Annotated in this window: 15 protein-coding genes; 7 read left to right on the top strand and 8 right to left on the bottom strand. The window is 30.4% G+C overall.

The features are described from left to right. The first annotated feature begins 219 nt into the window (after positions 1-219). Positions 220-564, top strand: coding sequence for a hypothetical protein (locus H6411_RS02385; RefSeq protein WP_216083048.1), 345 nt, complete (start codon positions 220-222; stop codon positions 562-564). Between the two features lie 93 nt (positions 565-657). On the opposite strand, the gene H6411_RS02380 is transcribed toward H6411_RS02385, so the two are convergent. The 5 genes from H6411_RS02380 to H6411_RS02360 all read right to left on the bottom strand — a co-directional run bounded on the left by H6411_RS02380 (position 658) and on the right by H6411_RS02360 (position 5,861). Beyond that, positions 658-1,443, bottom strand: a complete 786-nt coding sequence (locus tag H6411_RS02380) for a hypothetical protein (protein WP_216083047.1) — start codon at positions 1,441-1,443, stop codon at positions 658-660. A gap of 216 nt (positions 1,444-1,659) precedes the next feature. Continuing rightward, the gene (locus H6411_RS02375) at positions 1,660-2,772 is read right to left on the bottom strand and encodes a hypothetical protein (protein ID WP_216083046.1); all 1,113 of its coding nucleotides are present in this window, start codon (positions 2,770-2,772) and stop codon (positions 1,660-1,662) included. 128 nt (positions 2,773-2,900) lie between these two features. Next, entirely contained in the window at positions 2,901-3,356 is a 456-nt protein-coding gene (locus H6411_RS02370; RefSeq protein ID WP_216083045.1) for a hypothetical protein, read from the bottom strand. A 149-nt stretch (positions 3,357-3,505) separates the two neighbouring features. Further along, the gene (locus H6411_RS02365) at positions 3,506-4,669 is read right to left on the bottom strand and encodes a hypothetical protein (RefSeq protein WP_216083044.1); all 1,164 of its coding nucleotides are present in this window, start codon (positions 4,667-4,669) and stop codon (positions 3,506-3,508) included. Positions 4,670-4,682: 13 nt separating this feature from the next. Next, the gene (locus tag H6411_RS02360; protein WP_216083043.1) at positions 4,683-5,861 is read right to left on the bottom strand and encodes a hypothetical protein; all 1,179 of its coding nucleotides are present in this window, start codon (positions 5,859-5,861) and stop codon (positions 4,683-4,685) included. A 427-nt stretch (positions 5,862-6,288) separates the two neighbouring features. Between H6411_RS02360 and H6411_RS02355 the strand changes: the two genes are divergently transcribed. Next, positions 6,289-7,275 (top strand): hypothetical protein, encoded by a 987-nt coding sequence (locus tag H6411_RS02355; protein ID WP_216083042.1) that lies wholly within the window; start codon positions 6,289-6,291, stop codon positions 7,273-7,275. On the opposite strand, the gene H6411_RS02350 is transcribed toward H6411_RS02355, so the two are convergent. Next, the gene (locus tag H6411_RS02350) at positions 7,272-8,441 is read right to left on the bottom strand and encodes a hypothetical protein (RefSeq protein WP_216083041.1); all 1,170 of its coding nucleotides are present in this window, start codon (positions 8,439-8,441) and stop codon (positions 7,272-7,274) included. The genes H6411_RS02355 and H6411_RS02350 overlap by 4 nt on opposite strands. Positions 8,442-8,449: 8 nt before the next feature. Next, complete coding sequence (locus H6411_RS02345) at positions 8,450-9,634, bottom strand: hypothetical protein (RefSeq protein ID WP_216083040.1); 1,185 nt, start codon at positions 9,632-9,634, stop codon at positions 8,450-8,452. Between the two features lie 280 nt (positions 9,635-9,914). Between H6411_RS02345 and H6411_RS02340 the strand changes: the two genes are divergently transcribed. From H6411_RS02340 to H6411_RS02320, 5 genes are all read left to right on the top strand, one after another. Next, positions 9,915-10,697 carry a hypothetical protein gene (locus H6411_RS02340; protein ID WP_216083039.1) on the top strand — a complete coding sequence of 261 codons (783 nt, stop codon included), beginning with the start codon at positions 9,915-9,917 and terminating at the stop codon, positions 10,695-10,697. 192 nt (positions 10,698-10,889) lie between these two features. Then, positions 10,890-11,543, top strand: coding sequence for a hypothetical protein (locus H6411_RS02335; protein ID WP_216083038.1), 654 nt, complete (start codon positions 10,890-10,892; stop codon positions 11,541-11,543). 70 nt (positions 11,544-11,613) lie between these two features. Then, positions 11,614-12,105, top strand: a complete 492-nt coding sequence (locus H6411_RS02330) for a hypothetical protein (protein ID WP_216083037.1) — start codon at positions 11,614-11,616, stop codon at positions 12,103-12,105. Between the two features lie 43 nt (positions 12,106-12,148). Further along, the gene (locus H6411_RS02325) at positions 12,149-12,916 is read left to right on the top strand and encodes a hypothetical protein (protein ID WP_216083036.1); all 768 of its coding nucleotides are present in this window, start codon (positions 12,149-12,151) and stop codon (positions 12,914-12,916) included. A gap of 2 nt (positions 12,917-12,918) precedes the next feature. Then, entirely contained in the window at positions 12,919-13,785 is an 867-nt protein-coding gene (locus tag H6411_RS02320) for a hypothetical protein (RefSeq protein ID WP_216083035.1), read from the top strand. 18 nt (positions 13,786-13,803) lie between these two features. Here H6411_RS02320 and H6411_RS02315 read toward each other — a convergent pair whose 3' ends face one another. Then, on the bottom strand, positions 13,804-14,985 hold the full coding sequence (locus H6411_RS02315) for a hypothetical protein (RefSeq protein ID WP_216083034.1): 1,182 nt from the start codon (positions 14,983-14,985) through the stop codon (positions 13,804-13,806). Between the last annotated feature and the right edge of the window lie 221 nt (positions 14,986-15,206).

The raw sequence follows: 15,206 nt of genomic DNA, 5'->3' as shown, positions 1-15,206 counted from the left end.
ATTTAAACAGGATAAAGGTAGACAATTAATACTTATTGTTCTGAATATTTTTCTAAATTAAAAAAATCTTAAATTTTAGATATTTTTATCTTTAAATTTAAAAAAAATTTATCTAATTATTTATCAAATATTGAAAAAATAAGAGAATTTTCAAAAAAGCATATTTTTTAAAAAGTTATAAGTGGTTAAGCAACCACAAACAAACTGATTATGAGATTTATGACACTTGTAAAACCTACTTTAGGTTTAGGATCTCTGGCTGTAGCAAGTACGGCTAGTTGAGCGGTCACAAAAAGTTTTATGACTAAAGAAAAAGAAGAACTAAAAGAAGAGTTTGAAAGTAAGTTAGTTAAGGTTTTAGAAAATGTTGAAAGTTTAAAGGAGAGAAGCAGATATGTGGATATGGATCATATGGACGAAAACAATAAAAAAAGGAAGAAAGAATATGTAGTTTTTATTGAAGACAACGACAATGAATCTTTTTGTAGATGATCTGGAACTCTTAGGGTATTCACAGATTCAGATGAAGAAATTAAAACTGTTAATTGCGAAAGTTCTACTTAAGGAGAGAATAAAAGATAATTCTCAATACCTCTATTTTTATATTTACAAAAAGATATATGGCTTTTTCGTCTGCTTAGAATTCGACGAAAGAAATTACTTGCCTTTTAAGGAACAAAATTTCAAGAGAACATCAGATGTAACTTTGGCACTATCACTGCTAGACGTCTTTGGTTCTTTATAAGCTAATTTACAAGTATTTTTGACTGTATCGTTTTTACTTCTATTTGATTTTTTATTGTGCAAAGATTTAAATAGAGAGTCTTGATTTCCGGTTATCTCGCTTTCTTCTAAAGAAAAGAAATACTCATCTTGTTCTTCTCAAAATTTTTTATTTTTTTCGTGTTCTATATCTATTAAATCAGTTTCTTTTTCTTTTTCAAATTTATTTACATCCCTCGAAACTGAAGGACTTACTTCCTTCAAAGTCTTAGGTTTATTTCCAAATATAGAACAGTATCTTCAAATATCATCTTCTGAATATTTATTGTTATCATTCACCACTTGATCTTTTGCAACTACGTCAGAAGCATTAGAAGAATAAGCTTTTCCGCATACTTTCTTAAGAGATTTATCTACTCCAGAACCGCTCTCTAAATCTTTAAATTTACTTAATGGTTCATGTTTATTTGCAGAAGAATCTTTCTTATCCTTTTCATATCTATTTTTAAATACTCAGTTCCATCACTTATCATTGTCAGATCCGTTGCTTTCTGCAAAATATCTGTAATAATCTTTTCCGTATTTATCTTGTGTAGGTTCTGCTAAACGAACACAGTGCGGTTCTTGTGCATCAAGTAAGAATTTTGCTCCAACTCCTGTTCCTCCTACTATTACAGCGGTTGCTCCTAATGCGGCCGCTCCTTTAACTGCTGCACTCATACTTTTGCTTGAGATTTTCTGGATAAATTATTTTTAAAAGAAATTAACTTGTATTTATATTATCTTTAATCAACTGTATGATTTGCTTATTGATTTATTAGAAATTCTTGTTAAGAACATAAATTTTATGCTTTATTCTAAATTTTCATATTGGTTGACCTCTACTTAAAAATTAAGAATTTGATACTAAATAAGCAATGAAAAAATAACGATTAATTAGTGATGATTACTACCTGCGTATAGTTCTTTAACTCCGCATCAGAAACCTTTACCTTCAGCTGGTTGATATGTGTATCAATCATATGGAGTGTTAATAGTTAAAGAACAAATTCTTGCTCCAGTTCCTGTTCCTACTGTTTCTATTCCGCGTACTTTCGCTTTCAGAACATTTTCTAAATATTCTCTGGCTTTCATAGGCTTAGTACAGAAGAAGGTAGTTTCATAGAAACTATCTACTTCATATTTATTTTTGTTTGGCTCTTTAATTCCGTTTTTAAATAAAGTAGACAAAGGGAAATTTTTTATGTCTGGAGCTTTACTTAGTTCCGCTTGACATTTATTTTTAAATAGATCTATGTGTTCTTTCTTAACGTCAGTTAAAGCTTTAATTTCTTGATCTTTGTTTTGTCCTAAGAGTGTTTTTAAATCTTTTTCATTAAAGAAAGACTGTTGTTCTCAATAATTAGTTTCTCCCTCTTTCTTAAATCATCCTCCAGCAATTATTTGTTTTCATTCATCATCGTTTGTTGTTTTAGTTGTGTCTGTATCTAGAAAAGCAAAACCATTTTTTGCAAGCAATTCAGCATTGCTATCTATAGAAGTACATCACTTTATTAATTTTTTTAATTGCTCTAAATCTTTTGAATTTCCTGGATAATAAGTTTCTTCTAAAGCTGCAGAACAATCTGTTCTATGTTTTCTTGCTTTTGTACCGTCAGGTTTTTCTATTCATGTAACAGGAAATTCTGTTTGATTTCCTGTTTTTTGTTTAACTTGTACTTTAACTATTTCTTTTGAACTTAATGAAAAAGCAGAACTACCAATAAATAAATCATCTTTATTTTTATTTAAAGAACTTAAATGAGGATCTAATACATGTACTAAGGTTAATTTAACTTTTTCTTCTTCTGTTTTTTCATCAAACAACTTGTATCCTAGTTTTTCTATAATGCTTTTGAATTTAGTTGGTGTTTTAATGTTGTGATCTAACAAGTTGCCAGAGAAAGATTGCAGATAAATCTTTGTTCCTGCACCTGCTGAACCAGCAGTTAAAGTACAAAAACCTAAACAGTTAAGTGCCTTTATAAGGTATATTTTTTTGGCTTCCATTTTTGTAATTTGTGATGGCCATTTTAGGGAGAGTCATTATTTGCAATTCAAAACAATAAGTAAATAACAAAAGGGATTAGACTGTGAATGAAAAATTGCCTATTATTGGAAAGAAAGAATTTAGTTTACTAATCCCAATCGTATGTTGTTAAAGGAACTAAAGCAAAAATAAAATACTTTTCAGATTTTGGTTTGTATTCTAAGATTTGTCCTCAAGCTCCAATTAAATCAACTGTCTTGCCTATTTGAAAATCGTTTCTTACAACTTTAAAAGCAGCTCAGATAGCACTATCTATTACACAAACGATTTTGAAGTCCTTAATTGCTGGAATATTAGATGGGGTTTTCATGACATAAGCTCTTGCTCCTCTGGGTATTCATGTTTTGCAAAAATCAGCTAATGGCATGAATCCTTCCTTAACAGATTCAAGATCGCAAGCATTGCTTTCTATTGTCAATGTAGCATGAAAACGATCTCATATCTTTACTGATTTAGAAAGAGATGGATCAAATAGTTCTTCTAGTTCGACTATTATCTTCTGAGCCTTAGCTGATTTAATTTCAAGTTTGTCTGGAATATCCACCTAAATAAAAAAATTTGAAGGCGAAAATTGTAATATTCATGCGCAAATAAGGGCTTTTTTTGCATTTGCAAAAGAAAAATGACCTAAATGTAGAAATCGAAAAATTTAAAATTAAATCTTGGCGCGTTTTTCTTTTTCTACTTTATAAATTATTTAGTTGCTTTTGGTTTAGGCTCATACAACAATCTAACTGCACATCAAAAAGTTTTTCCATCAAATGGATCTGTTGTTTTTATAGATGCATAATCTGTCGCTTCTTTGTTATCAACGTAACAATAATCTTGCTTGTCTTCTTCTACAAAAGAACTTTTTACTTGCCCTTGCATTGCATGTTGTACATAATCTTTAGCGGTTGTAGGTATAGAACAGAATAATGCCGCTTCTTGGAATTCATCTACTTTTATATCTTTAGAAGTTGCATTATCCATTCCATCTAGGAAATCTTTAGTTAAATAGAAACTGTTTCTAACGAAATCTTTATTTAATACAGTTGAACACTTGTCTTTAATTAAATTTATTTGTTCTTCAGTTATTTCAGAATCTTTAGAAATCCCTTCATTTTCTTTTCCTTTAAGTATTTTTTCTATTTCTTCTTTAGTAAAAAAGTTTTGTTTTTCTCAAAACTTAATCTCTCCTTCTTTCTTAAATCAATCCAGAATTATTTGTTTTATTGCGCTTTCAACTTTTTCAGAATATCTATTGTCTGTAAACAATTGGAATTTATGCCTTCCTAAAACGTCTTTAATTTTTGGCTCAGTACATCATTCTCTTAATCTGGATAGTTCTTGGTAAACTGAATTAGTATTATTTTTTGAATCAAGATCGCTTTTAGGTTTTTTTACTGCTAAGGCAGTTTTACATGCTTCTTTTCATTTTTTAGTATCTTCAATTGTAGGCTTATTTAAGTATTCAACTTTTTTCTGAGATTTATCTGTGTATTCTAATTTTGTAAAAGTAATTTCCGGACTACCCGAAAACATCCTATTGTTTTTATAAGTTAATTCAGCATGTTTGTAAGGAAATAACCTTTGTACAAGTATGTTTTGAAGAACTGAATCTTGAGTTGACTCAGTTACCAATGTGTAACCGCTTTCTTTCAAAGCATCAAAATAAGATTTTTCTTCTATTTTTGGTTCAGGAATAACTTGGATAATTTTTTTACGAAGATGACTTAAATCATCAGAAGAATTTAATGTTGAAGATGGAACAAAAAAATTACCCCTTACTAAGTAAAGCTTTATTCCGGTTCCTATAGAGCCCGTGAATAGTATAGGAATACCATATTTATTAAATAAATAACCAAAGATTTTCATATTAGTTTCATATCTATTTATTTACTTTGGCTTTGTATAAAGACTTAACAGCACACCAGAAAGATTTGCCTCCTAAAGGATTATTAGTAGTTCATGAATCTTTATTTTCTATATTTGATAAATAACAATAATCATCTGTACTTATTTCAACTTGTTCATGAACTAATCCTTGTAAAGAAGCAGTTACATATTCAGAAGCTTTAAAAGGCTTTACACAAAATAGAGCTACTTCTTGGAAAGGATCTATTGTAGGTTTATCTGTTTCTGTTATTCCATTAATAAATTGAGTAGTTAGATAGAAGTTTTTTCTTTCAAAGGCTTTTTCTAGTTCTGCTTTACATTTATTTTTAAAAACATCTATTTTGGTTTTATCTACCTCACTTTCTGAATTTATTCCTCTTTTATCGTTACCAATTACAGTATCTAGATCTGTGCCTTTAATAAAGGATTGATCTTCTCAATTATCTTTGTCTGTTTCTTTTTTGAATCAACCTCCAGCTATTACTTTTTTTCATTCTGCATCATCCTTATGGTTATCTACATCTGTATTAAGTGGAGTTAATTTATGTCTTCTTAAAACTTGATCAACTGTAGGAATAGTGCATCATTCTCTCAATTTAGCCATTTCGCTGTATTCTTGTGTTTTTGAATCTTCAACCTTTGTTTTTGTTACTTCTACTGATAAAGCCTGAATACATGATTGTTTTCAAGGCTCTATATATTTTTGATCTGGTTTTTGAAGAATAGTCAATGAGTAACTCTTATCTCCTACTTGGCTAGTAAATGTTTTAGTTCCGAAGGTAACTTCTTCACTAACTGAAAATCTTTGTTTTTTTGAATATTTAAGACTGTTTTTTGTAGGATCCAGTCTCTCCATCATGATATTTAGGATGATGTCGTTTGATGTATTTGTTTCTACTAATTGATATTTCTTTTCTTTCAATAAAGATCCATAAGTAGTTTTTGCTGTATCAGAAACTGGTTCTGGTTTTGTATGTTTAGATGTATCTTGAGATTCAGTATTAGATTGAGTTGAAGGATCTGAAGTAGGAGTGCTAGAAGTTGTATTTACAACATCCATGGTTCCAAAACCATGACCATTTTTTAGATATATTTTGGAACCTACACCTGCTGCTCCAGATAAAACTCCAGTAGCCGTTAAAGCCTTAACAATAGTTGAGAATATAGACATTGTTTTTTCATTGAAGTTGGCGGCATTATAGATATGGTAGTTATTGTAAAAAACTAAATAATTAATAATTTCTCGTATTTGTTTTCAATGAAACAAAGAAATTGAAATTATTTATTTATTTTTCTAGCTCTACTTATAAAAAAGATCTTTCTTACGAAGAGTTGCAAAATAAAAATATCCTTTAGTTTTTTAAAGTAAATTTAAGTTAGAAATCAAAGAAATAGTGTCTAAAGCGTTTATAGGCTATAAAAAATGTGTTAGCTTGTTATCACCCTTCCTAGGGTGTTAAGTTGTTTTTATATGAAGCCATTAAGTATGTGCTTAAAAATTGAAAATTGAAAATAACTTATTTTTTGTACGTTAAATTTTTAGATAGAGAAAAAAGTTTGTTGATTTGTAAATAAAATGCGCACAAAAAGTCAAAACCATGTTAAAGGAGTCAAAAATAACATTAACTGTTTCTGCTTTAGGAGTTAATTCAGTACTTGGAGTTTCCATAAATGAACTTTTAAAAATATATCTTTTCAATGGAGAAACTGGAGAAGAAATAGGTATTTTTGAAAATTTATCAATTGAGAATTTAGTTCCTGTTAGGAAGAAAACTGCTGCAGAAAAATTTAATACAGGAACACAATCAAAATTTGATCGCAGATCTTATGCAGGTTCAAGCCCTACTACAATAAGTAAAAAATATTCATCAAGTTACACAAATTTTGAGCTTACTCACATAAATAAACATTTAGATAAATTAGTAAGTTGAAAACAAGAAAACCAATCTTGATGAGAAGAAGCTTACAAACGAAGAATATACATAATAAAAAATCAAACTTTTTCATCTTATGTAAACATAGTTGGGGCATTCAGTAGTGAAAGAATTTGAAGACTAGATAGGGATCTTCATATGAATCAATTCTGCGATTTTCTTTATTGAAGGCGTTTTAAATTTCCAAAGTATAAAGATTTATTCTGATTGGCATGTTCCATAGAAGGTAAGAATCCAGAAGAAACTGGAAATCCAACTGGTATCTTTCAAGCAACAAAGGCTAAGTTCAAAATAAAAGATGGAGAAAAGGAAATAACCTATTTCACTTTATCTCAAGTAAATAAAGCTGAAGTTAAAAATACAACATTAGACAGTTCAAATAAAGAAAAATTTGTTGTATACGACTACAGCGAAGATTGATGGAATTGATCTTATGAATATAGATGACAAAAAGATAAAGCAGATGAGACAAGTGCTTATCCTCAAAGTGAAAAGTTTAAGAATGTAAAAAAAGGATGAGATGAGCAAGTGAGCGACAATACTTCTTTAAACAAAATATGTAAAGATTTTTATACAAGCAGTTCAACATCAGATCAAAAAGAAATAGAGGATGCTTGAAGATACTGTTCTGATGTTGGATCTAATTCCTAACTTTTAGAATTTACTGGTTTTTCTTTCGGAGCATAAACCATTCTTACAGCGCATCAAAAGGTTTTTCCTGCCATTGGATCATTAGTTTTTATTGATGAATAATCGCTTGGCTGAGGTTTTTCTTCTACAAAACAGTAATCTTGTTTGTCTTTTTCATCTAATTTAGCATCAACATTACCTTGCATAGCTTTTTCAACATAATCTTTTGCTGTTATTGGTTCAGAGCAAAATAAGGCTGCTTCTTGAAATTCATCTACTGTAGTTTGTTTATTGTTATTGTTTTCCATTCCATCGATGAAATCTTTAGTTACATAGAAATTTTTTCTTTCAAAGTTTTTTTCTAAAACTTCTTTACATTGTTTTTTAAGGGCTGAAATATGTGTTTCTGTTACTTCATCAGTAGTTGAAATACCAGTACCTTTTTTATCTCCTAAAAAAGTATCTATATCTTTTATAAATGTCTGTGATTCTCAGTTTTTCTTATCTCCTTCTTTCTTAAATCAACCTCCAGCTATTACTTCTTTTCATTTATCGTCATCTTTAGTTTGATCAGTGCTTAATAAAGTTAATTTATGTCTTCCTAGAACATGTTTAACTTTAGGTTCTGTACATCATTCTCTTAATCTGGATAGTTCTTTAAAAGCGTCTGTTTGCTCTTGCCCATTGTGACGAACTGAAAATTCATCTTTATTTTCTTCTCCTTTTAGTGCTACTATACATGCGTTTTTTAACTTGTCTGTTTCAGTTTTTGCTGGTTTTTGTAGATAATCAGCTTTTTTATTGTCCTTATTCGTATATTCGGCTCTTGTTAAGGTTATTTCTGGACTACCTTTAAATAATCTATTTTTTGTGTATTGAATTTGAGAATGTCTAGATGGGAATAATCTTTGAATAAGTATGTTTTGTAATGCTTCATCTTTAGTTGTTTCACTTACTACTGTGTAACCAGAAGATGTAAGAGCATCAAGATATGTTTGTTTTTCTCTAGGAATTTCAGGATTATCTATTTGGAATATAGTGTTTATTAAATCTGAAGGAATATTAGCAATAGAGGAAACAAAAGAATGTCCATTTTTACTAAGATAAGTTTTTATTCCTATACCTGTAGAGCCTATAAACAATGCAGGTATTCCATATTTATTGAATAAATAATTGAATATTTTCATGGAAACATCTATTTACCTGTAGGTTTAGCTTTATATAAAGCCCTAACAGCACATCAAAATGTTTTCCCTTCAAGGGAATTATTGGTAGTTCAAGAATCAAAACCATCTGCTGGTTTAGTTAAGTGACAATAGTCAGATTGATTTAGAACTACTGAAGTTTGAACATCTCCTTGTAAAGAAACCGTTACATATTCAGAAGCTTTAAAAGGTTTAACGCAGAATAAAGCTGCTTCTTGGAATGGATCAATTATTGGTTTTTGATCATCAACCATTCCATTTATAAATTGAGTTGTTAAGTAGAAGTTATTTCTTGTAAATGCTTTGGATAATTCTGCTTTACATACTTTTTTAAAGACATTTATTTTTTCTGGTGTAACTGCTTCTTTATTTTCGATACCTTCTTCTTGATCTCCTATAACAGTCTTTAAATCTTCTCCTTTAATAAAGGATTGATCTTTTCAAGGTTTCTTATCTCCTTCTTTCTTAAATCATCCTCCAGATATTACTTCTTTTCAAAGATCAGTATCCTGTGTATCTGATTCATCAGTGCTTAAAGGTGTTAATTTGTGTCTTCTTAAAACATGATCAACAGTTGGAATAGTACATCATTCTCTAAGTCTTGCTAGTTCTTTATTTTCATTACTTTTATCTTGTGTTACTTCATCTGTAACTGTTCTTGCTAGAGCATCAATACATGCTTTTCTTCAAGCTTCTGCATCAGTTTCTGTTGGTTTTTGAATTAGAGTAAGAGAGATGTTTTCGTTGTTTAAAGAGGATTGTAGAGTTTTTGTTGAGTAATTTACTCTTGGGCTTTTGTCAAATCTAGTGTTGTAATAAAAAGTAAGACTATCTTTTGTAGGATCTAATCTTTCCGTCATGATGTTTTGGATGATGGACTTATCTGTTTTTTCGTCTACTAATTCATATTTATTTTTCTTCAATTCAGTTCCGTAAGTTCTTGATTCTGAAGTTGGTTGAGGTTGACTAATTGAAGATGCATCAGTAGGAGGTATTGTTTCGGAATTGGTTGGATTTACAGAATTTGAATCAGGAGTATTAGAAGTTGCATTTATGACATCCATGGTTCCAAAACCATGACCATTTTTTAAATATATTTTGGAACCTACACCTGCTGCTCCAGATACAACACCAGTAGCTATTACAGCCTTAGCAATAGTTGAAAATATAGACATTGTTTTTTCATAGAAGTTGCCGGCATTCTAGAAAAGGTTGCTATGAAAAAAATACTGATTGTTAATAAATTTTCAAAAATAAAACTTATCTACAGAGCAAAAAAAATAAATTAATTTATTTAATATTTTTTTGTGGTCTAAAAATTGATGATGGGTATTTTTCTATTAACAAAAGGCGGGAAATTATTGGATGTTGTATTTAAATTTATTAAGCAATCTTCAAATTAAAATGTCTTTTCATAAATTTGAAATTTAACTGATAAACAATATTTAAAAGTACATGTCTCTAGGTAAAGCAGCTGCAGCAGGTGGAGTTGCAATTTTGGTTGCAAGTGGTGGTTATGGATTAAGTTTCCTAGTTAATAATGGTATGCCTGGCTATGAACCTTTTAAAACTAACACAAGCAATTTATATGTATATGAATATCCGGATTATTTTGTAGATGCAAGTAAGAATGAATCTTGATGAAACTGAGTTTACAAAAATAGGTATTCTGTTGGATCTGACAATAAAGATTCAGATAATGAAACTAGAGAGAATCCGCAACAGGGGTTTACGGGGCTAGATAAGGGAGCTGGAAAAGATGCAAAAGCAATTCAGAAAGTTTGTAGTGATGTTTATGGAAAACAAAGCTCAAATATCAAAACGAGCGGTTTAAGTACAGGAGATTTTGCCGAAGCAGATGTTTGGAGATACTGTACTGCAGTTAAGAAAAGACCTAAGACTATTGATGGAGAAACTGAAGAAAAAGAAACTTATAAAGTAACGAGTTCATACGGGAAAGACAATACAGATAAATTAGTCGCAATTACTGGAAATGATTCCTTTTGAAACGAACAACAAAGACTATTTTTTGAAGATAAATGAGAAAGATCTGGTTCCAAAGCAACAGAAAATTCATTATTCCATAACTTATTTAACAAGAATAAAAGAGGAGAAAGAAAAGATGCAGAGACACTTAGATCTACTTGTCAAATTGCATATGGAAAAACAAGTAGCGGTTCTGAAGCTCCGGAAGCAGATGTATTTAGATATTGTTCATTAAAAAGAACGAAATCCTAATAATTAAATCTTCGGTAGTATCAGTCATATAAATTTCTTTTTCTGGAACTAAATAATTGTTTTTTACTTTCAAAGAACTATTTATTTAGATTTAAAAAGTCATATTTTTTGAATAACTACACATATGCAAATTTAAAAAAATATAAAACATTAATAAAACAAGCTGCATAGTAGAAAACGAATAAATCTTTAATGAATACCAAGTTAAAAATAGCTTCTGCAGCAACAGCAGTTGCAGGAATAGCTACAACAGCTGGAACTCTATCAACTTTAGAAAAAGGATATTCAAATATAAGACAAGAAGTAAAAGACAAAATTGATGCTTGAAACAAAAACAGATCAAATGAAGCTGAACAATATGATTACGGAGATTATTTCTCTCTATACAACAAATACGGAAAGAAGGGATTTATTGAAGTAATTGTAGGAAACAGAAAGGAATTTAACCCTAGTAATAGTATTGCAAATCTTTTAAATAACAATAAAGAAGACTGAAAAAGAATTTGAGGTCATGACAAAAATATAAAAGGAAATCCGGTAGATAAAGCTACTCCTCAATTAAACATGCCGTTCTGAAACGCAACCGATGGAGTTAGTGACCCTACTATTCATGCTGTTAATAAATGGATATCTGATATGGTTGACTGATGCTTCAGTTATGAAAACGAAAATAAAGAAGATTCAGAAGATTTAAATAAAGCAGATTTAGAATTTCAAAAACCAGATGATCTTTATAAAGAGATGTGTCTAGGTCAATCCGGAAAACACTTAGATGAAAAGGCAAGAAAAATTGGAGAACAAGCAATTCAAGAATTAAGAGAGAAAGATAATAAATCACAGATTTAAGTAAGTTGTCATTTGTTGTTTTTTATTTCAAGTTGTTTTATTCAGTATTGAATTTGGAAGAATTAAAAAAATGAAGCTTACAGATTTAACCGCTAAGAAACTAGTTGCAGCAGCAACTGGAACAATAGTAGTGTCGACTGTAGTGCCTGTAGCTGTCATTGCTTTATCAAATAAGGAACCTCCTTCTTACACTCTATCTTCTTCAGAATCAGGAAATAATTACTCAGGAAACCAATTAGGTGCTTCTGTACAAAATCAATCTCAGTTGGTTGCTGATACAGAGAAAAACAAAGATTGATTCGAATGGGTTTATAAAAATAAATTGGAACCTAAAAAAATAAACAACAAAGGCAAAAACATAACTTCTGTATTTAAAGATGTAACTTCTGGTTATGGAGATAATACAACTCAGCATTTAAATAAAGTATGTGAATCACACTATAAAAAACCTAAAAATGAGTTTTCTGGAGCAAATGCTAGTACTTCTCATGAACTAAAAAAGGATGTTGAAAATTTTTGCACTGTAGGAGGGATCGGAAGTTTAGATGTAACAGCTAATTAGAAAATGTCATATAAAATTGGGGAATTGAGTTTAGTTTTTTAACATGTCTATACAAGTGAAAGCAGCAGCTGCTACCGGTGGAGCAGTTTTAGCGGCAGGTGGAGGAGGATATGGATTATTCAATGCACTTCATATGCCAGAAATGCCAAAAGGCTATCAAACTATACAATCTCCAACAAATGGTAAGTTTGGCCAAGACTTTCAAAAACACTTTGTTGATGCTGATAGCGCAGAAAAGGCAACTAAAAATTGATGAGAATGATCATATAAATACATTTATTGACATTTTCCAAACAAAAGTAGTGAATTTAAGAACATCAAAGATTCAGCTGCTTTAAAGAATGTTTGCAAAACTGCTTACGGGAAAACCACGAGGAGTGATATTTCTCCCGAAACTGATGACATTAATAATTCACAAGCAAATTATGAAAAAGATATTTGAACTTACTGTTCTGTGCACAATCGTGTTCCGGTAACTGTAGGAGAAGAAAAACCAGAAAATTCTGAATACAAAAACAACAAAAAGAAAAAATTCATTTCTGTTAAAGACAAAAGAAATGATAAGTTCTGAGAAATACAAGCAGATGCTTTTTATAAAAAGACTGTTGAAAATCAAGAAGTTGAAGGGATAGGAAAAGATGCTGCAGACACTACCGCTGGTTTTAAGGATATTTATGCGCCTACTGATTCAAGTACCAAAACCGTAGAGGATTTAAAAAATACTTGTGAAAAAAGATACAAAGCTACCTACGAAGAAACAAAAGACAAAGAAACTTTAAAATTCTGTTCTTTACAGGGTAAACAAGATTAAGGATGTCAGCTTTAGTTAAAGCAGGAGCGGTAGTTGGAGGATTAGCTTTGACTATTGGAGGAGGTTTCTATGTAAAGACACTTTTAGGAGAAGAGGTATTGTGTATTCCTCTGACTAAGGAAGACGGTTACTCAGGGACTTACGGCGACAATTCTGCAAAAATAGGGAAGCTTTATGGAAACTACTTGGTTGCTCCATACGGTTTGGTTCCGAAAACAAACAATAATAATTCTGGAGAGGTTGTAGAAAACAATAAGAAATGATGAGAAAAAACATATGAAGTTTTTAAAAAAGATAATGCTAGTAGTAACGACTTTAAAGGTAAGGTTAGTGGAGCTTACGATAATAGAGCAGTAACGGCATCAACAGAAACCAATAAAGCATTAAACAAGATTTGTGAAGGAGTTTATGGAAAAGAATCTACTGATATTAAGGTTTCTACTACAGGAACTGAAAGCGATCAATCGAAATTAAGAAAAGATCTATTTAAGTATTGTTCTTTCTTAGGGGAAGAACCAACAACTATTGACAAAACAAAAGAAGAGAGTTATTCAGATAATGAGTCATATGGAAAAAAACACGAAACTAAATTAATTGGAACTAAAGGGAATGATATTTTTTGAGAGACAAGAAATAAAGAGTTTTTTGGAGCAAAAGACGAGAACGGAATAGGGCATGGATTAACAGAAAACACGGATTCTTTATTTCATGGACTTTATGCAACTAAAGGAAAATCGAATCAAGGAAATATAAGGGAAACATGTCAAAAAGCATATGAATTGAAAGAGAGCGGCGATGTCAATAAACCTACAGCAACAAAAGGTAGTGTATTTAAGTTTTGTTCGCTAGAAAAAAAGGAAGTTAATTAATCAAATTAAGTAATTTAATTACTTTGTTTTTGCTTTATATAAAGCTCTAACAGCACATCAGAAAGATTTACCTCCTATAGGATTGTTGGTTGTTCATGAATCTTTTTGATTTATATCAGTTAAGTAACAGTAATCATCAGATTTAACTTCTATATTGCTACTTACTAATCCTTGCAAAGAAGTAGTTATATATTCAGAAGCTGTGAAAGGTTGAACGCAAAACAAAGCAGCTTCTTGGAATGGATCTATTACTGGCTTATTATCCTTTATTCCATTTATAAATTGAGTAGTTAAATAGAAATTATCTCTTGTAAAGTCTCTAGATAACTCAGCTTTACATCTTTTCTTAAATACATTTATTTGCTCTGTAGTTACTGATTCTTTGCTTTGTACACCTACTTCTCCTGTTCCTACAACAATAGTTAGATCGGATGAATCCTTAATAAAAGATTGATCTTCTCAGTTTTTCTTACTTCCTTCCTTCTTAAACCAACCTCCAGCAATTACTTCTCTTCATTTCTCATCATCTGTATTTTTAGATTCATCAGTATTTAAAGGAGTTAACTTATGTCTTTTCAATACTTGTTCAACTGTAGGTATAGTACATCACTCTCTCAATCTAGCCATTTCTTTCCCTTCATTTGAACTAGTGTCTTTTCATTGTGCTTCTGTTACTTCAACAGCTAAAGCTTGAATACATGCTTGTCTTCAAGGATCTACATATTTTGAATCTGGCTTCTGTAAAACAGTAGTAGAGTATTCTTTGCCATCTAAACTACTTTTAAATTCTTTAAATCCAAATTCAATTTCTGGGCTAACTGAAAATCTTTTGTTTTCTTCGTATTTAAGTTTGTCTTTTGTAGGGTCTAATCTCTCCATCATAATATTAAGAAGAACAGCCTCTTCTGTGTTGGAATCAACTAACTTGTATTTATTTCTTACTAATTCAGAACCATAGGTTGTTTTGGTTGTATCTGTAACTGGTTGATCTTGAGTATTTGCAGATGTATTTTTAGATGACGGAGATTCAGAATTAGTTGGAGTTGCAGTATTTGAACCAGTAGTATTGGAAGTTGCATTTACATCCATGGTTCCAAAACCATGACCATTTTTTAAATACATTTTGGAGCCTACACCTGCGGCTCCAGATACGACGCCAGTAGCTGTTACAGCCTTAACAATAGTTGAGAATATAGACATTGTTTTTCATCGAAGTTGCCGGCATTCTAAGAAAGGCGAATATTCAAAAAATATTAATTTTTAGTAAATTCTCAAAAAATAAATGTGAATTATGAAACCAAAAGAATAAGAATAAGATTAATTTATGTTTTTTACACTTACAAAAATTCTCTCAAAGATCAATAAATACTAGACTATGCAATAGAAATCTTAGATTTTTGAACAAACAAAAAAGTTTTTTA

Origin of the sequence: Candidatus Mycoplasma haematohominis (assembly GCF_902712995.1) — a bacterium.
Taxonomy (GTDB): Bacteria; Bacillota_I; Bacilli_A; order Mycoplasmatales; family Mycoplasmoidaceae; genus Eperythrozoon_B; species Eperythrozoon_B haematohominis.
The sequence above is the reverse complement of the archived record's forward strand: the minus strand, read 5'-3'. Positions and strand labels throughout refer to the sequence as shown.